The sequence below is a fragment of the Acinetobacter kookii genome (genome assembly GCF_900096895.1).
GTDB classification, from domain to species: Bacteria; Pseudomonadota; Gammaproteobacteria; order Pseudomonadales; family Moraxellaceae; genus Acinetobacter; species Acinetobacter kookii.
In genome coordinates this window covers 73,899-98,949 of sequence record NZ_FMYO01000002.1, presented here as the reverse complement: position 1 = coordinate 98,949, position 25,051 = coordinate 73,899, and the positions used below count along the sequence as shown (strand labels likewise).

Below are 25,051 nucleotides of genomic sequence, written 5' to 3'. Positions count from 1 at the left end.
ATAAAAATGCAAAAATTTCTTTTTTGGGGCAATAGTGGAAAATCAAGGTAAAAAATTAGCAGTTCTTATTGATGCAGATAATGCTTCAATTTCGAGTATTTCATTCATATTGGAAGAAATTGCAAAATTTGGGATAGCAAGCGTAAAAAGAGTGTATGGAGATTGGAGTAGTGAAGCGTTAAAAAAATGGAGAGATGTTCTACTGCCTCATGCAATAACTCCTGTTCAGCAATTTGCTTATACAAAAGGCAAAGATGCCACAGATATGATCTTAATTATTGATGCTATGGATTTACTGTATGCAGGTGCATTAGACGGTTTTTGTATTGTATCAAGTGATAGTGATTTTACTCCCTTGGCTTCACGTATTCGCGAAAATGGTTTGAGTGTTTATGGATTTGGTAAAAAATCGACTCCAGAAGCATTTAAAAAGGCATGTGATAAATTTATTTATGTTGAAAACCTCGTAGTCGACCCAGAAGTTAAAAATGGTGAAGATGAAGAATTAACGTTAGTACAGGATAAAAAAATAGCAGAAGCAATAAAGACAACTGACTCTAAAGCTGTTCAACAAACTAAAGAAATTGCTCTACCAGAAGCTATAGATCGGGCAACTTTAAATTTGATTTATAAAGCTGTTAAAGACAATGCTGATGAAAATGGCTGGGCAAATCTTGGTATGGTTGGGCAGTATATTAGTGCGGTAAAACCTGATTTTGATTCTCGAAATTATGGCCGAGCTAAATTATCTGGCCTCATTAAAACACTCAATTTGTTTGAAACTAAAATTGAAATGAGTCAAATGTATTTAAGAAAAATAAAAAAGCAGAGCATAGCATAACATGTGGAAAAAAATACGAATTTTTATTTTATTACTCATTCTGTTGATTGTTGCAGTCAATGCCTACCGTGACCAGAACCAGGACTGGTCCAAACCCATTATAGTCATGCTGCATCCTGTCAATGCAGATGGGCGAGCTGCGACTCAAAGCTATATTCAATCGCTGAATTTGTCTGAACTGAATGGAGCACAAGCATATCTCCAGCAGATGTCGGCACAGTATCGCGGACAGCCAATTGCCATTTATTTTCAGTTGGGACGTGAACTGAAACAATTGCCCCCGAAAGTGCCGCAACAGGCAACCATGCTGGATAATATTTTATGGAGTCTGAAATTCCGTTTTTATGCATGGAAACAGCATGAACGTGCTGACGGTTCACCCAGTGTGACCCTGTATTTAAATTATTATGATCCCGAAAAAATTAAAGAGTTGAAACATTCCACTGCCTTGCAAAAAGGCCGGATTGCTTCGGTGAATTTATTTGCATCGAAAAAGCAGGCTGAACAAAACAAGATTGTACTGGTGCATGAGTTGCTCCATGCTTTTGGTGCAAGTGACAAATATGATTTAACGACAGGTCAGCCCATTTATCCACTGGGTTATGCTTATCCAAAGCAGCAGCCTTTATTTCCGCAAGTCAAAGCAGAGTTGATGGCGGGATATATCCCGGTTTCGGAACAAAAAAGCAAAATGCCGGATTCATTGAAGCAGACTTTAATTAATGAAATGACCGCAATTGAATTGGGCTGGAAAAAATAATCCTTGGGGATAACGATGCTTTTATCCACAGCTGAACGCGGGGCTGTGGATTAAAATGCAGAGAAATAACAGACTTTTGACCGAAAATCAGCTAAAACTACAGGTATTCCTAAACAAAAGACTTGAGAAAAAACATGAGAACAGTAGGAAATGATTTGGTTCGACATCAGCTGCATGAAAATCGAAAGTGGTATTTAGGTCTGGGCATTGTGCTGACCCTGTTTGGTCTGGTATTGCTTGCTTCGCTGCCTTTTGCCACGCTTTCTGTGGTGTTCCTGTTCGGCATACTGATGATGATTGGCGGTATTCTGCACTTTGTTGCAGCTTTTAAAATTTTTGAAGGGGGCACTCGCTGGTTATGGGCATTGTTTGGCGTACTGTATCTGGTCGCTGGTTATTATGCTTTTAGCACACCTGTAAAAACCGCGGTTGTGCTGACCAATCTGCTGGCCATTGTATTAATTGTGGCAGGTATCATCCGTATTTTTAGTGCCATTATTTTTAAAGCCTATCAAGGTTGGGGCTGGATCTTATTTTCGGGCCTGCTGACCCTGATTACAGGCATCATTATTTTAATGTCACCGGATGCATCCTTCTGGGTATTGGGACTGTTTCTTGCTATAGATATTTTGTTCCAGGGAATTAATTATCTGACCTTGGCGTCTTATATCAAACATGAAGTACCGCAAAGTTCGGCAGATGTATAACAGTGAACTGGGAGAAAAGGGCGCATAGAGCGCTCTTTTTTATTGTATAAAGATTTATTGCTTTCATCTTTTGTTGATTATGCCTAAAACCTTTGTCCTTGCCCCCGATTCCTTTAAAGAAAGTATGACTGCCGAGCAGGCCTGTCAGGCCATGCGGCGTGGCATTCAGAATGTATGTCCAGATGCGGTGTGTATTTCGGTGCCCATGGCAGATGGGGGTGAAGGTACCGTGGATGCCTTAATTGCTGCACAAGGTGGACAAAAGGTTGATTGTGAAGTCAGTGGCCCTTTAGCAGAGTACAAAATAAAAACCTATTTCAGTCTGGTGCACCAAGGTAAAACGGCGGTCATTGAAATGGCCAAAGCCAATGGCATTCATCTATTAGATAAATCACAGCGTAATCCTTTATTTACCAGTACTTTGGGTACTGGGGAGATGATTAAAACTGCACTGGATTTAGGCGTGTCTAAAATCATGATCGGTTTGGGCGGCAGCGTGACCAATGATGGCGGTGCCGGTATGGCACAGGCCTTGGGTGTGAAATTTCTCGATGCTGCAGGCTGCGATGTTGCTGTAGGTGGTGGTCAGCTTGACCAGATTCAAAAGATTGATCTTTCAGGCTTGGATGCAAGATTAACACAGGTTGAAATCCTGATTGCTTCTGATGTGAATAATCCTTTGTGTGGTGCAAATGGCGCATCATATATTTTTGGCCCGCAGAAAGGCGCTACCCCTGAAATGGTGAGGTTATTGGATCAGAACCTTGCACATTTTGCCGATGTGGTTGAAGCAGAATTAAACGTCAGTAAACAAAATATCGTAGGAGCAGGTGCGGCAGGTGGTCTGGGTTTTGGTCTGATGGCTTTTGCCCGTGCTTCCATTCAATCCGGCGTTGAACTGGTGATAGAAGAAACTCATCTGGCTGAAAAAATTGCCCAAGCCGATTATGTGTTGACGGGTGAAGGCAAAATTGATTTTCAAACCAAATTTGGCAAAACACCGTTTGGGGTGGCGCAGGTCGCGAAGCGACTGAATAAGCCAGTGATTGCTTTTGCGGGTGTAGTTGGTGAGGGTATTGAGGAACTATATGACTTGGGTTTTAGTCAAATTATCGGGATTAATCCACCTCATATTGATTTAGAAGCTGCGATGAAAAATGCTGAAAGGCATTTGGAAGATACAGTAGTTACAGTGTTAAACAAACTTGAAAAGTGATCATGCTAAATTCTAAAAGCGGAGAGCATCACGGCCCCGAAAGGATGTGAATAGGTAAATACTAGTGCGTAGGCAAATTTTACTTTTCAGGGATGAAAAGTAACAAAAATCCTGTATTTAACTCATTCAACATCCCTGTTTCACTGTTCAACAGGCGACATCCATGTCGCCTTTCTGGATGGCAGAATATAGGGATAGATTTAATTTTTAAGTAGATCAATCTCAGATTTATGGTTAGCTCTGTTAAACTATTCGTCTATTAAACACGATGAGACACCATGAGTTTAGCCACCCTGATTAATGAATTAAACCCGCAACAAAAACAGGCTGCCACTACTGAGGCAAAGCATAGTCTGGTACTTGCAGGGGCAGGCTGTGGCAAAACCAAAACCATTGTGGCTCGTGCAGCTTACTTGATTGATCAAGGCGTGCCGGCCAATCAAATCCAGATTCTGACCTTCACCCGCCGTGCAGCCAGTGAAATTGTGGCACGGGTCGAATTGGCGTTGGGTGAACAAGCCAAAGGCTTGCGTGCTTCAACCTTTCATACCTTTTGCATGTATCTGCTGCGCCGAATTCCGAAAGCTTTTGGTCTGGAGCAATTCTCAATTATCGACCGTGATGATCAGTTGATGATGTTTCGCTTAATTCGCGGTAAGGATGATAAAAAAAATCCCAATGCCTTGCCCAAGCCGCAGCAGCTGTGTGACCTGTATTCCTTTGCCCGCAATACCCGACAAAAACTCAGTATTGCTTTAGAGAAACAGCATCCTGAATTTTTGGAATATAAAGATCAGATTGCTGACATCATGAAAGAATACGAAACACGAAAACGTGCGCGCAGCTTTCTGGATTATGATGATATTCTGGCGGTGGTGGCTTCTGCACTGACGCAATCGGAAGGTCTTACTGATTATGTGGCCTCGATTTGCCAGCATATGCTGGTGGATGAAATGCAGGATACCAATCCACTGCAATGGGCATTGCTGGAACCTTTAAAGGATAAAGTCAGCCTGTTCTGTGTCGGGGATGATGCCCAGTCCATTTACGGTTTTCGTGGTGCGGACTTTGAAAATATTCATCATTTTAAAGAACGCGTACCGGATGCACAGATTTTTAAACTGGAACAGAATTACCGTTCTACCCAGCAAATTCTAGACTTGTCTAACTGGCTGCTGGGTCAAAGCTCAATCAAATATGACAAGCGTCTGGATGCACATCGTGGCGAGGGGATTAAACCCAAACTGCATATCTTCTCGAACGAGTTTGATGAAGCCAAATGGATTGCCATTGATATCAAAGAGCGGCATTTTCTGCAAGGTACGCCGTGGCATGACCATATGGTGCTGGTGCGTTCCAGTTTTGCGGCACGCCACATCGAAGCGGCCTTTATTCAGGCCAATGTGCCTTACCGTTTTATAGGTGGCATGAAACTGCTGGAAACCGCACATGTCAAAGATCTGCTCAGTTTATTGCGGGTGATTGCCAATCCGCTGGATGATATTGCCTGGATGCGTTTCCTGACCTTGTGGAACGGTGTGGGAGATGTCGGGGCCAGCAAGCTGGCGCAGCAATTATTGCATCAGCCGGATCAGGACCTGATTTTCGAGAAACTGGAAAAATTCGGACGAATTCCCGAAAAAACGCTGCTGATCATGAAGCAGATGTCGGTATTAAAAAATCAGGTGCAGGCTTGTGTGACTTTGGGAATTGAAGCACTGCTGGAGCAGCTTGAGGAAAATTATGCCAAGAAAGACTGGTCGAAACGCCTGGGCGATTTTGACCTGGTTAAGCAGCTGGCCACCAAGCATGATCAGCTGAGTGAATTTCTGGAAGAATATGTGCTCGACCCGGTCTCGATTTCTGAAATTGAACGCCAGTCTGAAGATGATGTGGTGACGCTGATTACCATCCATTCTGCCAAAGGGACAGAACAGAAGATTTGCTATGTCGCGAATGTGTCTGCGGGACAGTATCCGCATGCACGCTCTCAGGGTAATTTTGATGAAGTGGAAGAAGAGCGCCGGGTGCTCTATGTGGCTTTAACCCGTGCTAAAAATGAACTGATTTTAACCAAGCAAAATCTGAATCTCTGGGCGCGCGATCAGGTCGATGAACAGGGACGAAAAATTGAAAGTTATTTTCTGAATGACCTGACTCGTAACCTGTGCACGACCGAGACCCATTACAAGCCGCGTCAGCAAACCGTAAAAAGTGCCTTGATTGAGCGGCAAGCGATTAATTTAGATTTTGGTATCGATCTCGATTAAACTATCTCAATAGTGAAGTGCAAAAAGTAAGTAGGCGAGTGCTTTTTGGTTTTTTTAGCCTATTTAAAGGTCATCAGATGAAAATTTTAGTTCGTAATTTAGAACGTACAGTGACAGAAGCTGAATTGCTGGAATTGTTTAAGCAATATGGCACGGTAGATTCATGCACTTTGGTTTTAGATGCTGCAACAGGTAAATCAAAAGGCTTTGCTTTTGTGGAAATGCCACATGGCCGTGAAGCGGTGAAAGCGATTAAAGGCTTAAATACTTTGCGTTTGCATGGACAAGGGATTCGTGTGAAACAGGCAGAAGACAAGCCGGCAGCAAACTAAAGATTAAAAGGAGCAAGGCTCCTTTTTTTATGGACAAAATGACCAGGCTTTAATCAGGTTGAATTGGTCTATTGAATCCCCATCTCTTAATCTGGAAGGACGTAAATTATTCTGGCTGAAATCATCCATGATCATTGAAGTGACAGCAGATCTCTCACTTATTGAAATTAATCTTCCAGAATTTTTAATGTCATTTTTCTGAAAGACCGTTTAATCTTAACAGTGTAATCACGCCAAAACTTAGGAAATCACCATGTCTCGTGTTGCTCGCTTTCATGCCGATCGTACCAATCAAAAACTGTATTTTGCACGTCTTGCATGTCAACAAGCGGAACAGACCGATCACATTCAGCAGGCTCAGGCACATCGTGAAGCCGCTGTATTTCATTTGCATGGTGCAGTATTGGCATTTTTACAAGAGTTGGTGCGTTACTACCGTTTAAATGACTTTGCTCCGACCCTGAAATCCATTGAAGAACATATGGCAGAAAAAGGGCAGGTCTCGCCTGAAGTGACTGTAATGCAGCAGTTGGCGAAACAGGGTTTTATTGCCGAGCTAAAACGTGCCTACCGTATGTGTCAATATGCACCGGAACCGAGTGCGCCAGAACCTGAAGATGAAACCTCTTCCAATCTGATTATTAAAGTGACTCAAACCCCTCAAGCTTGGTTGCCGGATACCAAAATCCTGCGTGAATGGCATCGTGACCTGACCCAGTTAATTGACGGTTTTCGCAATGAAATGGTTGAATTTTAAACTTTACGACCAGTGCTCTTGAAGTTTCTGTCATTGACCTTATATAAATAGTCTAAGTAATGCAAAGTGCAACAGCCCTTTGCCACCATGTTGAACATGGAGGATATATGTCTATAGAACATTTGAAAGAATTATTTGGTAGTCAAGAAGCGATTTTAGAACTTGTTCAACTTGAAGGTGGTGAGTTGGCATTGCGAAATGCAGGCTCTGAAAAAGAACCGCTGGTTAAGATTCAGTTTAATGATCAGGTCAAAGCGTTACTTGGTGATCAAACGCCGGTGATTGCCCAGCACATGATGCAGGCGGCTCTGTTTGCCATGATGGAAAAGCAGGTCAATGAATGGCAGGCTGAAATTGTGGATGAACAGCCGAAGTATATGAGCTAAGCTTATTTGAACCTAAAAAAAGCGCACTGAAGTGCGCTTTTTTTATGCAATAAAGATTAGTGTGTCGGTGCCTGATGATGCGCAATCTGGATCTGGTTTAAAATATGATTGGTCATGTTGATGGCCATTTCTTCTTTGGCAAAATAAACCTGACCGATATTTTCACGGCGAATCACTTCAGCTTCTTCCTTGCTTTCGGCACAGACGAGAACCTGGATCTGTGGATTCAATGTTTTGGCAATATCGACAATTTTATGAATATCCAGAATATCCATCGGAGACAGCACCAGCAGGCGGGCATGCTGGATATGGGCCTGAATGAGTACCCCAGCTTCGGTTGCACGTCCCGATACCGCTGCAATGCCTTTGTCACGCAAACTTTCAACGATCTCGCGGTTTTCTTCGGCAATCACTACCTTGATATCCTGCTTCATTAAGGCTTTGGTAATGCGACGACCGACTTCACCATGGCCGACAATCACCACCTGATCACGCAAATATTCTTGTGAAACTTCATCTGGCAACATGGACAGCGGGTCACCGCTACGTTCAAGCAAGCGGGCCAAATGCGAGCGTTCACGAATCCAGTTCTGTACCGGTTCAATGGCAGAGAACACAAATGAATTTAGCGTAATCGAGATAAGTGCGCCGGCCAAAATCAGGTTTTGTCCTTCTAAAGACAAGAGATGTAGTGAAACGCCTAAGGTCGCCAAAATAAAAGAAAACTCGCCAATTTGTGCAAGGCTGGCACCCACGGTTAAAGCGGTGTTAATTGGATAACGGAAGAACAGTACCAGTGCCATTGCTGCGATGGTTTTCCCCACCATAATAATCGCCACCACGGCCAGGACATGCCAAGGCTGCTGCACTAAGATCATGGGATCAAACAGCATGCCCACCGAGACAAAGAATAAAATGGAAAAAATTTCGCGTAGCGGGAGCGTTTCTTCCTCTGCACGGTGGCTGAAATCAGATTCTTTAACCACCATTCCGGCGAAAAATGCGCCAAGTGCCATCGACACGCCAAAAACCTTATAAGCACCAAAGGCAATTGAAACCGCAGCGGCCACTACGGTCAAGGTAAACAGTTCACGTGATCCCAGACGGGCAACGATCTGCATAATCCAGGGAACCAGACGTTTACCCACAATCAGCATAAAGGCAATAAAGCCAGCCACTTTCAATAGTGTGACAGCTAAGGTCATCCAGATATTGGCATTCGGGTCTGAGCCGGAAATTGCTGTTCCACCCAGTAAAACAGCAGTGGCAGGAAGAAGGACCAAAACCAGCACCATGACCAGATCTTCAACCAATAACCAGCCCACCGCAATTTTACCGTTTACGGAGTTGATTAAGCCTCGGTCACCCAAAGCTTTGAGTAACACCACTGTACTGGCACAGGACAAGCTCAGGCCAAACACCAGGGCCGAGCCAAAGTTCCAGCCCCAGATCATGGAAACGCCTATGCCCAGTAAGGTCGCTACCGCAATTTGCAGTACTGCACCCGGTAAGGCAATACGCCGTACCTGCATCAGATCGGTTAGGGAAAAGTGCATCCCGACACCAAACATCAGGAACATGACCCCCAGTTCAGCCAGCTGGTTAGCAAGATGAATATCCCCTACGATACCGGGGGTATTCGGGCTAATCACAATACCAGCAACTAAGTAGCCAATCAGAGGGGGGAGACGAATACGCGCAGCAATATAGCCAAAAATGAGTGCCAGTCCAAAGCCAACGGCAAGTAATATAATCAGATCTACATCATGAGGCACTAAAAACTCCTTAAGCTTGAGCCAAAGTTAAGGGTAAAAAAGAATAAGCATAAAAAATGCCAAAAAAAAGAATAACAAGAAGTGTAGCAAGTCGAATAAAAAAAATGCAAAAAAAAACGACCCGGAGGGTCGCTTTTTTCAAGAAGTCAAAATTATTTAATTTTAGCTTCTTTGAAGATTACGTGTTGACGGATTTTTGGATCAAATTTTTTGATTTCCATTTTTTCCGGCATAGTACGTTTGTTCTTAGTCGTAGTATAGAAATAACCTGTACCAGCTGAAGAAACTAGGCGAATTTTATCACGCATTGTACTGACTCCTTAGATCTTTTGACCTTGAGCACGAAGATCAGCAACAACCTTTTCAATGCCCAATTTGTCGATAATACGCATACCCTTAGTGGTTAAACGAAGACGTACGAAACGTTTTTCGCTTTCTAACCAGAAACGGTGGTGATGCAGGTTCGGCTCGAACCGGCGTTTGGTTTTGTTATTGGCGTGCGAGACATTGTTTCCAACGACTGGACGCTTGCCGGTAACTTGGCAAACCTTAGACATGGTGAACTCCATTGCTAGACAGCACCGATTGTGCGGCTAGTCATTAAAAGTAAACGGATGAAATCATTCAAGGGGCGTTTTATACCAAAAATACGCTTAAAAGACAAGCGAATTTAAGAAAAACGCGGCATGATCATGTGTAATAGATCATGCCTTGATCAGTTATCGAAGAAGGGTCTTGGAAATCAGTTTGTGAATCGGCTTGTTAAACGGTGGGAGAATGAATTTTAAGCTATACAGCTTTGGATTAGACATCACTGACCGTTCATGCGACAAACTGAAGAAACCTTCTGGACCATGATATTTGCCCATACCTGAAGCACCGACTCCACCAAAAGGTAAGTCATCCTGTGCCACATGGGTCAATACCATATTCTGCCCGAAATGCCCTGAATGAGTATGCTGTGCGACATAGTCGGCACGCGCCTGATCAAAGTCGAAATAGTATAATGCAAGTGGACGAGGACGGCTATTAATAAAGTCAATTACATCGTCAATTTGATCATATTCCAGAATAGGAAGGATCGGACCGAAAATTTCCTCTTTCATAATCCGCATTTCCGTGGTGACACCGGTCACGATGGTTGGCGCAATTTTACGAACTTTGCTTAAATCTTCATGTGCCGGATTTAATTCAATAATTTTAGCACCTTGGGTACGAGCATCTTCCAGATAGCCCTGCAGGCGGTTGTATTGTTTGTCATTAATAATCGAGGTGTAATCCTGATTGTACTCAATACTCGGATACATCTCTTCTACACAGGCTTTAAAATGTTCAATAAATTCGGCCGTTTTACCTTTAGGCAGGAACATATAGTCCGGTGCCACGCAGGTTTGACCTGAATTCCAGAGTTTACCTGCAGCCAGGCGCTGTGCCACATCTTGCAAATCAATAGAAGGATGAACCAGTACCGGTGATTTGCCGCCCAGCTCCAAAATTACCGGCACCAGGTTTTCTGCGGCTGCTGCCATCACGGTTTTACCAATTTCGGTTGAACCGGTAAAAACAATTTTATCAAAGGCTAAATGACTAAAGGCATCGGAAACGGGTCCGCCACCATTAATCACGGCCACCAGTTCGGTCGGAAACGCTTCGCCTAAGGCTTTTTCCAAGGCACGGCCAAAATGGCTAGAGGCGCTGGAGATTTTGATCATGGCATGGTTACCGGCTGCAATTGCACAGATCAGCGGACCCACCGACAATAATAAAGGATAGTTCCACGGGGCAATAATCCCGATCACGCCCAAGGGCTGACATTGCACCCAGGCTTTTGCCGGCTGATGGATAATTCCAACATGGCGTTTCGATGGTTTCATCCAACCGGTCAAATGCTTGCTATAATATTTAATCTGTTCAAGACAGGTGAGCAGTTCGCCGATTTTGGTTTCACCCACAGAACGGTTACCATAGTCTTGATTAATTGCCTCGGCAAATTGATCTTGATATTTAACTAAGATACGCTTGAGACGCGCTAAACGGTCAATACGTTCTTTTGCCGATGGAAAAGAATGACGTAGATAAGCGTGCTTTTGCTGTTCTAGCACGTCGTATAAGTGCTGAATATTAAACGAATGTGGTGTCATTGAAGTTGTTTTTGTTTGACTGTTCATGACCTGCTACCATTAAATAAAAAGCGATTAATTTAATTTTTAGAGTAAAAGCTCTAAATAGTCAAGTTACTTTATGTGTTAGCTCGCTAACCTATTGAATGAATGGTTACTTTAGGATGTCTCACTCCAAAACGGTGAAAACCAAAGAACGTATTTTACAGCTCAGCTTACAGTTATTTAATGAGCGCGGTGAGCGTTCTGTAACAACCAATCATATTGCAGCTGAACTGAATATGAGTCCAGGTAATTTGTATTACCACTTTCGCAATAAGAACGAAATCATCAAAGAGTTGATGGAGCAGTATCAAGGCGAAACTCTGGAGATGCTGGCATTGCCTGATGATCGTCCGCTTGATGCCAACGATAAAATTCGTTATTTTCAGGTGCTGAGCAGCCAGCTTTGGGCGTATCGCTTTTTGCATCGTGATGTTTATCATCTTGTTGAAAATAATGAAGATTTTCGCAAAATGTATCCGCGCTTTGCCGGGCAGGTGATGCAGCAGGGGCAAAAAATCTATAAAGCTTTCGTGAATGCGGGCCTAATGGAAATGACCGATTCAGAAATTGAAGCCCTGATTATTAACTTGTGGATTGTTTTGACCAACTGGACCAACTTCCTGTACATGTCGGGTCATATTACCGATTCGAACCATCTGGAAGAAAAATGGGTCTGGCAGGCATTGCGCCAGATGGTATTTCTGGAAGGGGCTTACCTGCGTGGTGAAAGCCGTCAAACCTATGAACATTTACTTGAAACGCTCGGCCCTTCAGAGCTTTTTGAAAGTTTATCGTCCAGTAAAAAACACGATGCAGGCTAGCCTATTTAGAAAGCCTGAAAAAAGCGTTAGAATACTCGGCTTGTTTTTCAATTTAACTGATTAGTGATATTAACCAACATGAATATGTCCACTGCTAACACAGCACGTTTACTGATTACTTGTGAAGATAAACCAGGTATCGTGCAGGCTGTTTCGAGCTTTTTGTATCATCAGGGAGCAAATATTACCGCACTTGATCAATACGCGACTGAAGCTCAGGGCGGGCGCTATTTCATGCGTGTTGAATTTGAACTGGACAACTTGCAAAGTCGTAAAGAAAGTTTAACCCAGACGTTTGCCAGCAATGTGGCAGAACGCTATGACATGCACTGGCGTCTGGCACTGGTCAGTGATGTGAAAAAAGTCGGGATTCTGGTTTCTAAAGTGGATCATGCATTGCTTGAGCTGTTATGGCGTCATGCGCGTGGCGGTTTACCGTGTGAAATTACCAAAGTGGTTTCCAACCATGAAACTTTGCGTGAAGCGGTGGAAAACTTCGGCATTCCATTTGAAGTGGTGCCGGTGAATAAAGAAAATAAACGTGAAGCCTATGCCAAAATTGATGAAATCATGCAGGGCAACGATTTACTGATCCTCGCGCGTTACATGCAGATTCTGGACGAAGAATTCGTGCAAAAGTGGGAAATGAAAATCATCAACATTCATCATTCCTTCCTGCCAGCCTTTGTCGGTGCAAACCCGTATCAACAGGCGTATGACAAAGGGGTGAAACTGATTGGTGCAACAGCGCATTATGTGACTGCTGACCTTGATCAAGGACCGATTATTGAACAGGATGTGGAACGTGTGAATCATGATTTTACCGTTGAGCAGCTGCGTGAACTCGGACAAGATGTGGAACGAAATGTTTTGGCCCGTGCCGTGAAATGGCATCTGGAAGACCGTATTATTGTGGATGGCAACAAAACGGTTGTTTTTCAATAAGTATTGCCATTTATACTGATTAAAAAGGCATGTTTTAGGCATGCCTTTTTCGTTTTTGATTCAAAAAACTCATCAAAACGGGCATTTTAATAGTTGCAAATGAAAACACTTCTCATTTATTATTGGCGTGCTTTAATTGTACTAACCGATGAGCCTGATTGCTAAAATCTTTATAGATCTACAATCGCTTAAATTAGGTAACTGATTTTAATGAGTCAATCTTCCGCTCTAAATATGCAAACTCCCAATCCAATGAAAAAGAAAGTGATCACTGCCTTGCTTGCGGTGGTGGTGGGTCACATGGGTGTGTTGTGGGCGGTAGGGCAAATGAAAGCCCCGGAACTCAAACCGATTGAAAAAGAACCGTTAAAGGTACGTTTTGTAAAAATTCAAGAACCACCAAAACCGTTACCACCGAAGCCTAAAGCGGAACCCAAAAAAGAACCACCAAAACCGAAAGAAGTGAAACAGGTTGAAATTGTAAAAAAACAGCTTCCACCACCACCGAAGAAGGTAGAAAAGGTTCAACAAGTTAAAAAAGCAGAAGCACCGAAACCCGTGATCAAACCGGTGGAAGCACCGCCTAAACCTACAGTGAGCACGACGATTTCTGAAACGAGAGTGGTGAAACCTGCTCCGGTGACACCACCACCTGCGCCAACTCCGCCTGCACCACCAGCTCCGGTAGCGCCTCCTGCGCCGCCATCACCAAAAAATGTTTCGATTGGTGGTTCAGGAGTACAATGGAGTCGTTCGCCAAAGCCATCCTATAGCAACAGCGACTTGGAAGGCCAAACGCGTACTGCCATGGTGTATATTGAAGCGAATGAAAAAGGTGTAATTACTTCAGTACGTATGGTCCGTTCGACCGGTGTTCCTGCTTTAGATGAAAAGATTTTACGCTCAGTGCGTAGTTCCAAATTCAAACCGTACAAAGAAAATGGCGTGGCTTATCCAATCAAGGCTAACCTACCATTGGAATTGACAGTGAATCCACGCGGCTAACATTTATCAGGAGTTCGAGTATGAACTTTTCAGTTTATTGGCAACATGCAGATGCAGTGAGTAAAACCCTGTATTTCGTGTTATTGGCAATGTCGATTGCGACATGGACCATCTTCGTTTTACGTATAATGGGGACTCGCCAACTGAAGCAACAAGCTTATGCTCAACTCTCTCAAGCGTTAAGCAAGTTAAAGGCAAAATTTGCGCCTTTAAATTTTGAACAGCGTAAAGCTGTTGCAGAACAGGCTTTGTTGCGTCAAATCTCAGCTGAAAAAGCCAATGCTGAAAAAGGTGTTGCAGTGTTGGGTACCATTGCTTCACTGGCACCGTTTGTAGGTTTGTTTGGTACGGTCTGGGGTATTTTTCACGCGCTGGTTGCGGTCGGTAAAAGTGGTCAGGCTGGTCTGGCGCAAGTGGCAACACCGGTGGGTGAAGCCCTGATTATGACCGGTCTGGGTTTGGCTGTCGCGATTCCTGCAGTACTGGCTTATAACATTTGTACCCGTGTGAACCGTGGTTTGGCACATGAGTTACAAGATCAGGCACACAGTCTGTTGATTGACACCATGTTGCAACAGGACAGTGCAGCTCAGGTAGCGACTCAAGCAACAACAAACAATCTGGTTGGAGGTCAAGCTTAATGGGCTTTCAATTGGGCGAAGACAACGATGTAGGTATGAATGAGATGAATCTCATTCCACTGATCGATATTATGTTGGTATTGATGATCATCTTCCTGGTGACAGCAACCGTTGCTAACCCATCAATTCCATTAACCTTACCTAAAACCACGGCAGATATTATGGATTTGCCACCTAAAAACGTCACCATCAGTATTAATGCAGGTGGAGAAGTTGCCTGGAATGGCAAGGTGCTCACGCTTGATGAGTTACAGACAAAATTTAACGAAGCTGGTCAAGAAGAACGCCAACCGACAATTGTACTGAAAGCAGATAAAGAATCACGTTATGACACTGTTGCTCAAGTGATGTCTCGTGCGAGTGAAGCCGGGCTCAGCGATATTGCTTTTGCAACCGATAACTAATCTGATCTTTTAAAAAAGCGACCGTTAAGGTCGCTTTTTTTATGTCTAATATTGGCTGGACCAGATTATTCAGATTTCAGCAAGTCCTGAAACTTGCTGCGCAATTTCATTAGTTTCGGTGGAATGGTGAAATTGCAGTAGCCTTGGGAAGGGTTGCGGGCAAAAAAATTCTGGTGATATTCTTCCGCAGAGTAGAACTGCGGTGCAGGGCTCAGCTCGGTCACAATATTTAAACCTTGCGCTTTTAAATGCTCAATGGCCTGTTCTGCCTGCTGCTGCTGTTCGTCATTAAAATAATAAATGACTGAACGATATTGAGTGCCGATGTCATTACCCTGACGGTTTAAGGTCGTTGGATCATGGGTGGTAAAAAATACATCCAAAAGCTGGGCAAAGCTAATTTGCGTTTCATCATAATCAATCAGAATCACTTCCGCATGCTGGGTGTCACCACGGCAAATATCCTCATAACTGGGATGTTCAGTATGACCGCCGGCATAACCGCTGACCACTTTTTCCACACCTTTTAACTGTAAAAAAACGGCTTCGACACACCAGAAACATCCACCACCCAATAACGCTTGTTGCATGATCTTATCCTGTATTTGCTTATTATTTTTAATATAGGGGCTTTCTATGAAGCGACAATGAATTTATACATTTTAAACACAAAAGCCTGAGATTTCAGGCTTTTATTTAAACAATTAACGTGGTTGCACTGGGCTTGTAAATTGCAGCACTACATTGCCATGACGATCCAGCAGTTTAAGCGTTTTTCCAAACACCTGATAGTTTGCGACTTTCGCCAAGGCTTCATTAAATTGTGACGCTACATCGTTGCTATCCAGACAGGCCATCTTGGTGCCTGCCATTTGACCGAGCACGAGCGTATCTCGCCCTGCTTCATAGCTGCCCATAATGCGATTGCAACCATCGGCACCGCTGACCCGTTTGCTGGCAGCATCAAACTGCAAGCTTGGAATATTGTGGGCAGTCGGTGCTGTCTTGATTTCGGTATTGCCAATATGGGTGGCAATCCAGGTACGGTTTTGCAGTTGTACCAAGTTTGCAGCCTCAATAGGAGATGCGGCATTCGGTGTGGTTTGACATCCGGTAAAAGCAATTGCAGCGCCCAGTATGCCGACAGCAAACATTTTTTTTAACATATTTGAGTTCTCATTCTTGGTTTAACTTGGAGTCTATATAAACAAAAAAATAGGCTTTTCACTAGGATTAAATGGAATGTTTTTATATTTTTACTTTTAAAATTCAGTTAATTCATCCGTTATTGGCTGGGGGATGCCGTGGCGAATCAATGTTGAATATTGGCTACTGGAAAGATGCTTAAATTGACTCACGCGCGGGTTGATATAAGCAATGTTGTACCATTGCGTGATGCTTAAGTCATGTGAAATGGCATTTAAGTCATAAAGATAATTCGGCAAATAGCCAGAAGCGAGCAGGCGGTAATCTGCCGGAAAAGGCCTTTTTGATATGGTCTGCACCATGTCAAATACCAGCGTGGTACAGTTGCTGGTCAGGCTGTTGTACCATCTCGGCTGCTGCCTTAATTCGTTGGCTTTGTGCAGGTATTCTTCAAACAGGGCGCGTCTTTCGCTTTTTGACATATTAATCGGGAAGAAATAGACCTGTTCACCACGGATATTGCTGCGCGTATAGATCAGGTCCTTTTCATCTGCTGCAATCAGGCTGAGTTCATATTTTCTGAAAAATCCTCCATATGTTGAAAATTCTTCATTTTTTTGTTTGCGAATTTCAATTGAAAAGGTCAGCGGCGGACTGTTGGCAAAATCGAAACTGACCAGGGTATGTGCAATGCGTGGACCCATCCAGTAGGAAGTAATAATATTTACCCCCGTGATCTGGTTTAAATCAAACTGACGGGTTTCCCAACGTTCATCATAACTGCCATCTGCATGCCAGTTAAAATTGCGTACATTGTTTAATGTCACTTGATCGCCGTGCTGCCGATAAGACAGCACTTGGGCAACTTCCGGATTCCACTCGCGATCTTGCCGGGCTTCTAGGCTAAAATACCAGAATAAGCCGACAAGAAAAAACAGAACATAGATCAGCACATCGGTCTGACGGTTCAAGACAAATTGGGTGAGATAAATGCCAAGTATGCTTAAGGCAAAAGCGATCCAGAGACCGATCAGTATGCGGGTGCCAAAGCTGCCCAAAGGTTCCTGAAACCATAAGGCCAGACACAGCCAAATAGAGGACACAATAACGAACAAACCGAACACGGTATGGACTAATACCATGCCCAAGGCAAGAAGGAATTCTCTTGTTCCAGTATTATGCATATTTGACTGTTATAAGTAATTATTGCCTTTATTTTCGGTAAGTTGCGAACTTAAAAGCAATCCCGGTTTTGTCGTCAATATGTTGTTCTGAGGCGACCTTTTTAAATTCAGCCGGAATTTCCGGATAGTAGGCATCGCCTTGAACATCCAGTTCAACATGGGTCAGTTCCAGGCGGTCGGCAATGTTCATGGTCTGTTTAAAAATTTCACCACCGCCAATCACAAAGATTGCTTCGGGTTTTTCTGATGCCTTGACATCGGCAATGGCTTGAGCCAAGGCATCTTCAATCGAGTAGGCCACTTTGGTGCCTTCAAACGACCAGTCCTTGTCCCGGGTAATCACCCAGTTGACCCGTTTTGGCAAAGTGCGGCCCATAGACTCCAGGGTTTTGCGTCCCATGACCACCACACCGCCTTGGGTGATTTCCTTAAAGTGTTTCAGGTCAGCTGAAATGTGCCAAGGCAGGTCATTATTTTTACCAATGCAGCGCTGTTGATCCATGGCCACAACATGCACAACTTCTAAATTTTGGAAGCTCATTTATTTAATCCTTGTGAATAATTCCAAAATCCTTCCTACAATTTTTCCATTTTAGTAAAGGAGGGAAGAGGGATTTAAAGTTTTGATTTCCAATTCCTTCTCTTGCGCCATATATGGCTCAGGGATGGGAATATATTCCGTAAGAGGATGAGGGGTAATTTACCTCTCCCTAACCCTCACTGACAGAATTGTTTAAAGCAGTGCTTAAACAATTCTTCAGGAGAGGGAACTCTAATAAGGAAAATTAAACCGCTACTGGCGCTTTAATGCCGGGATGCGATTCATAGCCGACAATTTCAATATCTTCAAATTTAAAATCAAATATATCTTTGATTTCAGGGTTTAATTTAAGCTGACATAGAGGTAGAGGCTGACGACTGAGTTGCAATTGAGCCTGTTCAAAGTGGTTCACATATAAGTGAGTGTCGCCACCGGTCCAGACAAAGTCGCCGACACCCAAACCGCAAACTTGCGCAATCATGTGCGTGAGCAGGGCATAGCTGGCAATGTTAAAGGGAACGCCCAAAAACACGTCGGCACTACGTTGATAAAGCTGGCAAGACAGTTTGTCATCCTGTACAAAAAACTGGAACAGGGTGTGGCAGGGTGGCAGGGCAACCGTTCCTGCTTCTTTAGGGTTCCAGCCTGACACAATTAAACGGCGTGAATTGGGATTGGTTTTAATTTCATTGATCAGCCAGGTGATCTGGTCAAAACCATCCTGTTCATATAAACCATTTTCTTTTTTGGTTGCGCCAAAATTACGCCACTGATGACCATAAACCGGACCCAATTCGCCTTCAGGACGGCCAAAACGCGCCGTTTGTTCTGCAGTGGACCACTCATCCCAAATCGTAACTTTGTTGTCTTGCAGATATTTAACGTTGGTATCACCTTTTAAAAACCACAACAGTTCAATCACGATGGAACGGAAGTGTACTTTTTTGGTGGTTAACAAAGGGAAACCTTTGGAAAGATCAAAGCGCATTTGGTGACCGAACACTGAACGCGTCCCTGTACCGGTACGGTCGCCTTTATCGCCACCGTTGTCGAGGATATGTTGTAAAAGGTCTAAATACTGACGCATGTCTCTCTCATTAGAATCTGGTTCATGTCTCTGTCATTAGAATCTGTTTGCTAATTCTAATTTTAGAATCTGTTGGCTAACCTTACATATTAGCTTTTTTTTTCCGGGGAGGGAACTGTATCCATTGAGAGGGAAAGTAAGTGTGAATCTTGGTGATAATTTTTATAAATATATGATTTATATTTATGATTTTAAAGCCATATAAATCATAAGGCTTAATCTTGATGGGGTTTGGTTAGAAATGATCAGGAGGAGGAAAATGGATTGCATTTTATTGAATGTATTTTTCTAAGCTCCAAAAAACTTTATAGGTCTGACAGTATCAAAGACTAAAAATAGGGGTTGTGATCCTGCTGAAATAAGCATGGTTTAAGAAAGATTTACAAAATGCAGTCAAGAGCAGATCTTGCACCTTGCTGTTCAATCTCATCCTCATTCCATTATGGTTTGGCCTGAAAACCAATGATGACCTTTATTGATCGGGTAAGCATAAAATAAATTTTTAGTCGCAGCTGGTTATAAAAATCAACAAAAAATAGTCAGTTAACTCACTTATCGATAATTTATTTATATTTAATTACATTTGTTATATGAAAAATCACATTTTAGAGGTTACCATCTTGCCGTCGAAATGAGTGAAAAGCTGTTAGTCTTAAGCTTAGGAGTGTTTGTTAAAGAATGGTTTATGATCATAATGTAAACATGAGTGAAGTTCACGCTCCTGTTCAGGCAAACATCATAATTCGTTCCCAATCGGGTAAAAATTCAAAAAAATCTTCGGAATTTCAGACTGACCAGGCCATAACCAAAAAGAATATGCTGGCAAAGAACGGACAGCGAATTGATATCAGTAAATTTACCGATTTCTTGCAGGCCGTTTCTTCAACCAGCAGTTCACAAAAATGTGCCAAAAGTATCAGACTTGCTTTGGAATCGGCTGGTGCAAGGTTTCAAAGTCATCCCGTTGCTGCGGCAGACTGGGGAAATACCCTGACGAAAATTGGTTATCGACAAATTAATCCCAAGTTCGATGCACCTAAAGAAGGTGATATTTATATTATTGATCGAACCGGCAAGCATGTGTATGGCCACATTGCCGGATTTAACGGCAAGCAATGGGTCTCTGACTTTAAGCAAAAAAGTTATGATGTTTATAATGAAAAAGGACTGACCTATAAATATTACCGCCCGAGTTTTTAACCTGTAAAAAGTTAAAAATAGCCAAACAGAACATTTTCTCAGGAATTTTTCTGAAATAAAAAAAGATGCCGAAATGGCATCTTTTTTATTTTACCTTTAACTTAATGCAGCTGTTTGACTGGACTGCCGCCTAAAGCCTGCATCAAGGTGACATAGGCATTGTACTGGCTCTGTTTGGTTTGAACCAGAGACAAACGGGCGTTACGCGTGGTTTCCTGCGCATCCAGCAGGTTTTTCAGGGCAATTGCTCCGTTAAGGTAACGTACTTCAGTTAGACGCTCGGTTTTCTCTGCAAGTTGTACATTGCGTTCTTGCAGGGCCACCTGTTTGTTTAATTCGGTGCGGGCAGATAAGGCATTTTCCACATCGGCAAAGGCCTGATACAAACTTTGACGATACTGCACAATCGCTTTTTCATAATCCAGGTCACTGATCGCCAGATCTTTTTTCATGTCGTTATATTGCAGGAACGGCAGGCTGAGATTGGCACCTAAAGTTAATACCGGATTTTGCAATAGACTGGTTAAAGATGTGCTGGAAGAGCCCAGGTTTCCGGTCAGGTTAATGGAAGGATAATAACTGGCCTTGGTCGCATCTTTAGTGGCAAGGGCCTTGCGTAAACGCAGTTCACTGGCCTGTAAATCCGGACGGCGTGACAACAGCTCTGCCGGTAAACCTGCAGAAATAGCCGGCAGGGCAATACGCGGTAAACGAGAAGGCTCCTGAATGTTCAGTTGCTGTACAGGTTGATGCATCAGCGCTGCCAATGCTGTTCGGGTTTCGACTTTCTGCTGCTCAATCTGGCTTAATGTCGCTCTTTGGCTTTGTACAGATTGTTCCGCTGAGGTTAAGTCCAGACCGGAAACCGCACCGGCACGATATTGGCTGCGGACCAGCTCAAAGACTTTTTGTGTGCTGGCCAGGTTTTGACTGGCAATTTGATAGCGTTCATTCAAGTAACCCAACTGCCAATATAAATTTGCCGTAGTGGCAATCAGGCTTTGTGCAGTGGCTTGCAAGTCCTGTTCAGTTGCTAAGGCTTCCCATCGGCTGGCTTCAGTTTGTCGAGCCAGCTTTCCGAACAAGTCCAGTTCATAACTCACGCCGCTACTTAAAGACAGGCCACGCGAAGCATCATCACCTGAATTGAGGTCAACCGTATGTCCAGCTGAAACACTGGAGCTGACCCGAGGGCCTTGCTGGTTTTTCGCCAAGCCGGCCTGTAAACGTGCCTGCTGCAAATTAATGCCGGCAACCGCCAGATCGGTATTGCTGGCTAAAACCTGATTGACCAGCTGGTTCAGCTGCGCATCGCCAAACAAGGTCCACCATTGATCGGCATAGATATCGGCATGCACCTGCTGGCTCATGGCTTTGCTATTCTGGAAACTGCCTGGAATATTCACGGCAGGCTGTTCATACGGTGTTTTTACCACCGCTGCACAACCGATCAGAGAACCAGTTAAAATAAGGCTAGCAATAAGCTTGGTAAAATTCATTTGCATTCTATTTATCCTTATTCGCGAGAAAGTGCATCCACAGGGTTAAGCTGTGCTGCATTACGGGCAGGAATAAAGCCGAAGATAATCCCGATCATGCTTGAGCAGACGAAGGCCGCCACAATGGAGGTGGTGGAATAGGCCATCTGGAAGGTACCGCTGGCAAACTGGCTAATCAGCTGTCCAATGCCTAAAGATAAAAGCACCCCCAAGATCCCACCTAAAATACAGACCAGTACCGCCTCAATCAGGAACTGCTGCAAGATGTCACTTTGCCGGGCACCCACAGCCATACGCACGCCAATTTCCTGAGTTCGTTCAGTCACAGAGACCAGCATGATGTTCATGACCCCAATACCGCCGACAATCAGGGAAATTACTGCAATCGCAGAGACTAACAGGGTCATGGTTTGCGTGGTTTGCTGAATGGTTTCACGGATACTGTCTGCATTCTGGGTAAACACATCTTGTGCGCCGTGGCGTTGTACCAATAAATTTAAAATGGCATTTTCAGCTGCCGCACTTGGGTATTCGTCTTTGACCCGGACAATGATGCTGCGTACATTCGCCTGGCCTAACATGCGGCTCATCACCGTAGAGTAGGGCAAGTAAACATTCAGGCTGTCTGAATTTCCCATCATTGATTTTTGTGCTTCAACTACGCCAATAATACGACTGGGAACACTGCCCAACAGAATGACCTGACCGACAGGGTTGGTACCATCACTAAAAAACGTCTTTTTGGTATTGTCATCAATGACCACGTCTTGGGCACGTTCAGTCACGCCTTCTTTGTCAAAAGGCTGTCCTGAAGCAAAGTTCATCCCTCGAACATAGAAGAAGTCTTCACTGATGCCATTCACCGTTGCAGATGCTTCGGTATCCTTAAAACGTGCGGTGATGTTGCTGGTGACCGATGGACTGACCCCATCAACATAGGGCTGTTCTGCCAGGGCATCCGCATCGGCAGGAACCAGTGTTTTGACCTGGGCTGTTTTGGAATTGTCGCCAAAGCCACGGCCTTGATAGACGGTAATGGTATTGGTTCCGAGGCTGCTGATATTTTCCAGAATCTGTTTCTGTGAACCGTTACCTAAAGCCACTACAGACACCACCGAGGCAATCCCGATAATAATCCCGAGCATGGTCAGGAAGGTCCGCATGCGGTGGGCGTTCATGGCCAGCAGCGCCATACGGAAAGCTTCGCCTAGCCGGTCCGCAGCAGAGCGCCAGGAAGGCGTTTTTTTCTGTGCGGTTTGTTGCAAGGTCTGTTTTTCTAAAACTTCATCTGCGGCTACTTCAGGCACATTCGGTTTATCTGAAATAATGTTGCCGTCACTAATTTCAATAATACGCGAGGCATTTTTGGCAACGTTATGATCGTGGGTAACCAGGATGATGGTATGACCTTTGGCATTCAGCTCGCGCAAGATACGCATCACTTCAATGCCGCTGTTTTTATCCAGTGCACCGGTCGGTTCATCGGCCAGAATCACGTCGCCGCCGTTCATCAATGCACGGGCAATCGATACACGCTGCTGCTGGCCACCGGAAAGCTGGCTGGGACGGTTCTGGGTCTTTTCGGCCAAACCCAGGTCCGAGAGCAGCTGGGTCGAGCGCTGTTGACGGGCGGAAGCATCGACACCTGCATAAATGGCCGGAACTTCAACGTTACCTGCCGCGCTTAAATCGCCCAACAGGTGATAGCGCTGGAAAATGAAGCCGAAATATTCACGGCGCAGTTGAGCCAGTTCATCCGCTTCCAATTGACGTGTTTCACGCCCTTTGACCTGATAGCTTCCTGAGCTTGGCTGATCCAGACATCCCAAAATATTCATCAGGGTGGATTTCCCCGAACCGGACTGCCCGACAATCGCGACCAGTTCTCCCGGGTAAATCTCCAGATTAATGCCCTTTAAAATCTGAATGGTGCTTTCCCCGGCGGGGAATTCACGGGTCAGATCTGTGACCTTGAGCAAAGGCTGTTGATCTTGGCTCATGATTACATTCTCACTGGACCGGCACCACCACCTACACGGTTACTGCGTTTGGCAGCATCGTTTGAGGTATCCGAAGCATCGGCTATGACCACCTTGTCACCCTGTTTTAAGCCCTTAATCACTTGAGCAGTGACACGATTGTTCAAGCCGACCAGGACCGGTTGCGGTTTGGCTGTACCATCTGCCTGAATTACGCGAACCATCGACATAGAGGCTTTGCCTTGTTCAATCAGTGCTTTTTCTTCGGCAGACAGTTGCAAGCGTTTTGGACGCTCAGTTTGCGCCTGATCATGATCAGGCGGATTTTGTTGTTTTGCCTGGTCTGCATTACGATCAGCACGTTTGCCTTGCGGACGGTTTGAACTTTGCAAGGCTGCTGCAGGTACAGTCAATACATTTTTTGCTTCAGCCAGCACAATATACACCTGCGCAGTCATATCAATACGCAGTTTGCCATCTTCATTGGGGACATCAAACAGGGCGTTGTAATACACCGCCGTACTTGAAGACGAAGTGGATGAGTTATTGCTTTCCGTATTGATGGAGTTCGGTGCCGGTTCTACCTGGCGTAGTTTGGCATAATGTTTTTTGTCGCTATTGCCCAAGGTGGTAAAATACACGGTTTGACCTTCTTCGACTTTCATCACGTCAGCTTCTGAAATTTCAGCTTTAATGGTCATGTTGTCGAGCTTGGCCAGTTTGACAATGGTCGGTGCGCTTTGGTTGGCGTTTACGGTTTGGCCTTCTTCAGTCACAATGGCCACAATGGTGCCATCCATAGGCGCAACAATCCGGGTATAGCCCAAATCTTCTTTGGCCGTTGCCAGGGTTAAACGGGACTGTTCAATCTGGGCATTAATCGCCAAAATTTCCGCCTGTGCCGTTTTGTAGCTGGCCAATGCAGCCTCAAGTTCTGCACGCGAAGTCGCATCTTGCGCATACATGGCTTGCTGGCGTTGATATTCAGCGTGGACTTTCGCCAAGTTTGCCTGCTTGACTGCCAGTTGAGCCTGCTGGTTTTTAATACTCGCTTCAGCCGTTTTCAGATCATTTTCCTGACGGATCGAATCAATTTGCGCAATCAGCTGACCCTGTTTCACCTGGTCTCCCAATTGTACATACATCTTTTTCACCTGACCCGAAACCTGTGCACCGACGCTGACCATTTTGGTGGCTTCCAGCACACCAGTTGCAAGAACTGAGTCTTCAATATCACCACGCGTGACTTCACTGCTAATGTATTGCGGTGCTTGCTCTTTGGGTTTTAAAAAGAACCAGGCGGTGACTGCAATAGCAAGAATACTGACTATGGCGACAACTATTCTGGACGGTTTTATTTTTGGCATAGTGAGCTGATAAATGAGGAAAA

The 25,051-nt window shown here is 44.3% G+C and carries 26 protein-coding genes; 14 read left to right on the top strand and 12 right to left on the bottom strand.

From position 1 onward, the window contains the following. Positions 1-34: 34 nt before the first annotated feature. The 8 genes from BLP85_RS05100 to BLP85_RS05065 all read left to right on the top strand — a co-directional run bounded on the left by BLP85_RS05100 (position 35) and on the right by BLP85_RS05065 (position 7,269). A complete protein-coding gene (locus BLP85_RS05100) occupies positions 35-841 on the top strand; it encodes an NYN domain-containing protein (protein WP_092819057.1) in 807 nt (268 codons plus the stop codon). Between the two features lies 1 nt (position 842). Further along, positions 843-1,601, top strand: coding sequence for a hypothetical protein (locus tag BLP85_RS05095; RefSeq protein WP_092819056.1), 759 nt, complete (start codon positions 843-845; stop codon positions 1,599-1,601). Between the two features lie 134 nt (positions 1,602-1,735). Beyond that, positions 1,736-2,308 (top strand): HdeD family acid-resistance protein, encoded by a 573-nt coding sequence (locus BLP85_RS05090; protein ID WP_092819055.1) that lies wholly within the window; start codon positions 1,736-1,738, stop codon positions 2,306-2,308. Positions 2,309-2,387: 79 nt separating this feature from the next. After that, a complete protein-coding gene (locus BLP85_RS05085) occupies positions 2,388-3,524 on the top strand; it encodes a glycerate kinase family protein (protein ID WP_092819054.1) in 1,137 nt (378 codons plus the stop codon). A gap of 278 nt (positions 3,525-3,802) precedes the next feature. Then, positions 3,803-5,794: an ATP-dependent helicase gene (locus tag BLP85_RS05080; protein WP_092819053.1), complete on the top strand. Its 1,992-nt coding sequence runs from the start codon at positions 3,803-3,805 to the stop codon at positions 5,792-5,794. A gap of 77 nt (positions 5,795-5,871) precedes the next feature. Further along, positions 5,872-6,126: an RNA recognition motif domain-containing protein gene (locus BLP85_RS05075; protein ID WP_092819240.1), complete on the top strand. Its 255-nt coding sequence runs from the start codon at positions 5,872-5,874 to the stop codon at positions 6,124-6,126. Positions 6,127-6,379: 253 nt separating this feature from the next. Next, on the top strand, positions 6,380-6,883 hold the full coding sequence (locus BLP85_RS05070) for a DUF6586 family protein (protein WP_092819052.1): 504 nt from the start codon (positions 6,380-6,382) through the stop codon (positions 6,881-6,883). A gap of 107 nt (positions 6,884-6,990) precedes the next feature. Beyond that, complete coding sequence (locus tag BLP85_RS05065) at positions 6,991-7,269, top strand: hypothetical protein (RefSeq protein WP_092819051.1); 279 nt, start codon at positions 6,991-6,993, stop codon at positions 7,267-7,269. A gap of 56 nt (positions 7,270-7,325) precedes the next feature. Here BLP85_RS05065 and BLP85_RS05060 read toward each other — a convergent pair whose 3' ends face one another. The 4 genes from BLP85_RS05060 to BLP85_RS05045 form a co-directional block, all read right to left on the bottom strand. Beyond that, a complete protein-coding gene (locus BLP85_RS05060; RefSeq protein ID WP_092819050.1) occupies positions 7,326-9,044 on the bottom strand; it encodes a cation:proton antiporter in 1,719 nt (572 codons plus the stop codon). 152 nt (positions 9,045-9,196) lie between these two features. Next, positions 9,197-9,352, bottom strand: coding sequence for a 50S ribosomal protein L33 (gene rpmG / locus BLP85_RS05055; RefSeq protein WP_001205031.1), 156 nt, complete (start codon positions 9,350-9,352; stop codon positions 9,197-9,199). Between the two features lie 12 nt (positions 9,353-9,364). Next, the gene (rpmB, locus tag BLP85_RS05050) at positions 9,365-9,601 is read right to left on the bottom strand and encodes a 50S ribosomal protein L28 (protein WP_000048256.1); all 237 of its coding nucleotides are present in this window, start codon (positions 9,599-9,601) and stop codon (positions 9,365-9,367) included. Between the two features lie 162 nt (positions 9,602-9,763). Further along, positions 9,764-11,212 (bottom strand): coniferyl aldehyde dehydrogenase, encoded by a 1,449-nt coding sequence (locus tag BLP85_RS05045; RefSeq protein WP_092819049.1) that lies wholly within the window; start codon positions 11,210-11,212, stop codon positions 9,764-9,766. 116 nt (positions 11,213-11,328) lie between these two features. Between BLP85_RS05045 and BLP85_RS05040 the strand changes: the two genes are divergently transcribed. From BLP85_RS05040 to BLP85_RS05020, 5 genes are all read left to right on the top strand, one after another. After that, positions 11,329-12,030, top strand: a complete 702-nt coding sequence (locus BLP85_RS05040; RefSeq protein ID WP_086195336.1) for a TetR/AcrR family transcriptional regulator — start codon at positions 11,329-11,331, stop codon at positions 12,028-12,030. A gap of 78 nt (positions 12,031-12,108) precedes the next feature. Beyond that, positions 12,109-12,975 (top strand): formyltetrahydrofolate deformylase, encoded by an 867-nt coding sequence (purU, locus tag BLP85_RS05035; protein WP_092819048.1) that lies wholly within the window; start codon positions 12,109-12,111, stop codon positions 12,973-12,975. Between the two features lie 210 nt (positions 12,976-13,185). After that, complete coding sequence (locus BLP85_RS05030; protein WP_092819047.1) at positions 13,186-13,980, top strand: energy transducer TonB; 795 nt, start codon at positions 13,186-13,188, stop codon at positions 13,978-13,980. 20 nt (positions 13,981-14,000) lie between these two features. Then, a complete protein-coding gene (locus tag BLP85_RS05025; protein ID WP_092819046.1) occupies positions 14,001-14,621 on the top strand; it encodes a MotA/TolQ/ExbB proton channel family protein in 621 nt (206 codons plus the stop codon). Further along, positions 14,621-15,025, top strand: a complete 405-nt coding sequence (locus BLP85_RS05020; RefSeq protein ID WP_092819045.1) for an ExbD/TolR family protein — start codon at positions 14,621-14,623, stop codon at positions 15,023-15,025. The genes BLP85_RS05025 and BLP85_RS05020 overlap by 1 nt, the downstream gene beginning before the upstream one ends. 65 nt (positions 15,026-15,090) lie before the next feature. Here BLP85_RS05020 and msrA read toward each other — a convergent pair whose 3' ends face one another. The 5 genes from msrA to thyA all read right to left on the bottom strand — a co-directional run bounded on the left by msrA (position 15,091) and on the right by thyA (position 18,983). Further along, complete coding sequence (gene msrA / locus BLP85_RS05015) at positions 15,091-15,615, bottom strand: peptide-methionine (S)-S-oxide reductase MsrA (protein ID WP_092819044.1); 525 nt, start codon at positions 15,613-15,615, stop codon at positions 15,091-15,093. A 114-nt stretch (positions 15,616-15,729) separates the two neighbouring features. Next, entirely contained in the window at positions 15,730-16,191 is a 462-nt protein-coding gene (locus tag BLP85_RS05010) for an META domain-containing protein (RefSeq protein WP_092819043.1), read from the bottom strand. Between the two features lie 96 nt (positions 16,192-16,287). After that, entirely contained in the window at positions 16,288-17,355 is a 1,068-nt protein-coding gene (locus tag BLP85_RS05005; RefSeq protein ID WP_092819042.1) for an Lnb N-terminal periplasmic domain-containing protein, read from the bottom strand. A 28-nt stretch (positions 17,356-17,383) separates the two neighbouring features. Further along, complete coding sequence (locus BLP85_RS05000) at positions 17,384-17,896, bottom strand: dihydrofolate reductase (protein ID WP_092819041.1); 513 nt, start codon at positions 17,894-17,896, stop codon at positions 17,384-17,386. 244 nt (positions 17,897-18,140) lie between these two features. After that, positions 18,141-18,983, bottom strand: coding sequence for a thymidylate synthase (gene thyA / locus BLP85_RS04995; protein WP_092819040.1), 843 nt, complete (start codon positions 18,981-18,983; stop codon positions 18,141-18,143). Between the two features lie 678 nt (positions 18,984-19,661). On the opposite strand from thyA, the gene BLP85_RS04990 reads away from it, so the two are divergent. Continuing rightward, complete coding sequence (locus tag BLP85_RS04990) at positions 19,662-20,183, top strand: CHAP domain-containing protein (RefSeq protein WP_092819039.1); 522 nt, start codon at positions 19,662-19,664, stop codon at positions 20,181-20,183. A gap of 101 nt (positions 20,184-20,284) precedes the next feature. On the opposite strand, the gene BLP85_RS04985 is transcribed toward BLP85_RS04990, so the two are convergent. From BLP85_RS04985 to BLP85_RS04975, 3 genes are read right to left on the bottom strand one after another with little or no spacing between them, the layout of a single operon-like run. Next, positions 20,285-21,688 (bottom strand): efflux transporter outer membrane subunit, encoded by a 1,404-nt coding sequence (locus BLP85_RS04985; protein ID WP_092819038.1) that lies wholly within the window; start codon positions 21,686-21,688, stop codon positions 20,285-20,287. An 11-nt stretch (positions 21,689-21,699) separates the two neighbouring features. Next, the gene (locus BLP85_RS04980) at positions 21,700-23,682 is read right to left on the bottom strand and encodes a MacB family efflux pump subunit (RefSeq protein WP_092819037.1); all 1,983 of its coding nucleotides are present in this window, start codon (positions 23,680-23,682) and stop codon (positions 21,700-21,702) included. Positions 23,683-23,684: 2 nt separating this feature from the next. After that, on the bottom strand, positions 23,685-25,028 hold the full coding sequence (locus BLP85_RS04975; protein ID WP_092819036.1) for a MacA family efflux pump subunit: 1,344 nt from the start codon (positions 25,026-25,028) through the stop codon (positions 23,685-23,687). Positions 25,029-25,051 lie beyond the last annotated feature (23 nt).

Bases quoted from the DNA above. Each gene is read 5' to 3' on its own strand.
- BLP85_RS05095 (WP_092819056.1), top strand. From the start codon at position 843: ATGTGGAAAAAAATACGAATTTTTATTTTATTACTCATTCTGTTGATT.
- BLP85_RS05090 (WP_092819055.1), top strand. From the start codon at position 1,736: ATGAGAACAGTAGGAAATGATTTGGTTCGACATCAGCTGCATGAAAAT.
- BLP85_RS05085 (WP_092819054.1), top strand. From the start codon at position 2,388: ATGCCTAAAACCTTTGTCCTTGCCCCCGATTCCTTTAAAGAAAGTATG.
- BLP85_RS05080 (WP_092819053.1), top strand. From the start codon at position 3,803: ATGAGTTTAGCCACCCTGATTAATGAATTAAACCCGCAACAAAAACAG.
- BLP85_RS05075 (WP_092819240.1), top strand. From the start codon at position 5,872: ATGAAAATTTTAGTTCGTAATTTAGAACGTACAGTGACAGAAGCTGAA.
- BLP85_RS05070 (WP_092819052.1), top strand. From the start codon at position 6,380: ATGTCTCGTGTTGCTCGCTTTCATGCCGATCGTACCAATCAAAAACTG.
- BLP85_RS05065 (WP_092819051.1), top strand. From the start codon at position 6,991: ATGTCTATAGAACATTTGAAAGAATTATTTGGTAGTCAAGAAGCGATT.
- rpmG (WP_001205031.1), bottom strand. From the start codon at position 9,352: ATGCGTGATAAAATTCGCCTAGTTTCTTCAGCTGGTACAGGTTATTTC.
- rpmB (WP_000048256.1), bottom strand. From the start codon at position 9,601: ATGTCTAAGGTTTGCCAAGTTACCGGCAAGCGTCCAGTCGTTGGAAAC.
- BLP85_RS05045 (WP_092819049.1), bottom strand. From the start codon at position 11,212: ATGAACAGTCAAACAAAAACAACTTCAATGACACCACATTCGTTTAAT.
- BLP85_RS05040 (WP_086195336.1), top strand. From the start codon at position 11,329: ATGTCTCACTCCAAAACGGTGAAAACCAAAGAACGTATTTTACAGCTC.
- purU (WP_092819048.1), top strand. From the start codon at position 12,109: ATGAATATGTCCACTGCTAACACAGCACGTTTACTGATTACTTGTGAA.
- BLP85_RS05030 (WP_092819047.1), top strand. From the start codon at position 13,186: ATGAGTCAATCTTCCGCTCTAAATATGCAAACTCCCAATCCAATGAAA.
- BLP85_RS05025 (WP_092819046.1), top strand. From the start codon at position 14,001: ATGAACTTTTCAGTTTATTGGCAACATGCAGATGCAGTGAGTAAAACC.
- BLP85_RS05020 (WP_092819045.1), top strand. From the start codon at position 14,621: ATGGGCTTTCAATTGGGCGAAGACAACGATGTAGGTATGAATGAGATG.
- msrA (WP_092819044.1), bottom strand. From the start codon at position 15,615: ATGCAACAAGCGTTATTGGGTGGTGGATGTTTCTGGTGTGTCGAAGCC.
- BLP85_RS05010 (WP_092819043.1), bottom strand. From the start codon at position 16,191: ATGTTAAAAAAAATGTTTGCTGTCGGCATACTGGGCGCTGCAATTGCT.
- BLP85_RS05005 (WP_092819042.1), bottom strand. From the start codon at position 17,355: ATGCATAATACTGGAACAAGAGAATTCCTTCTTGCCTTGGGCATGGTA.
- BLP85_RS05000 (WP_092819041.1), bottom strand. From the start codon at position 17,896: ATGAGCTTCCAAAATTTAGAAGTTGTGCATGTTGTGGCCATGGATCAA.
- thyA (WP_092819040.1), bottom strand. From the start codon at position 18,983: ATGCGTCAGTATTTAGACCTTTTACAACATATCCTCGACAACGGTGGC.
- BLP85_RS04990 (WP_092819039.1), top strand. From the start codon at position 19,662: ATGGTTTATGATCATAATGTAAACATGAGTGAAGTTCACGCTCCTGTT.
- BLP85_RS04985 (WP_092819038.1), bottom strand. From the start codon at position 21,688: ATGCAAATGAATTTTACCAAGCTTATTGCTAGCCTTATTTTAACTGGT.
- BLP85_RS04980 (WP_092819037.1), bottom strand. From the start codon at position 23,682: ATGAGCCAAGATCAACAGCCTTTGCTCAAGGTCACAGATCTGACCCGT.
- BLP85_RS04975 (WP_092819036.1), bottom strand. From the start codon at position 25,028: ATGCCAAAAATAAAACCGTCCAGAATAGTTGTCGCCATAGTCAGTATT.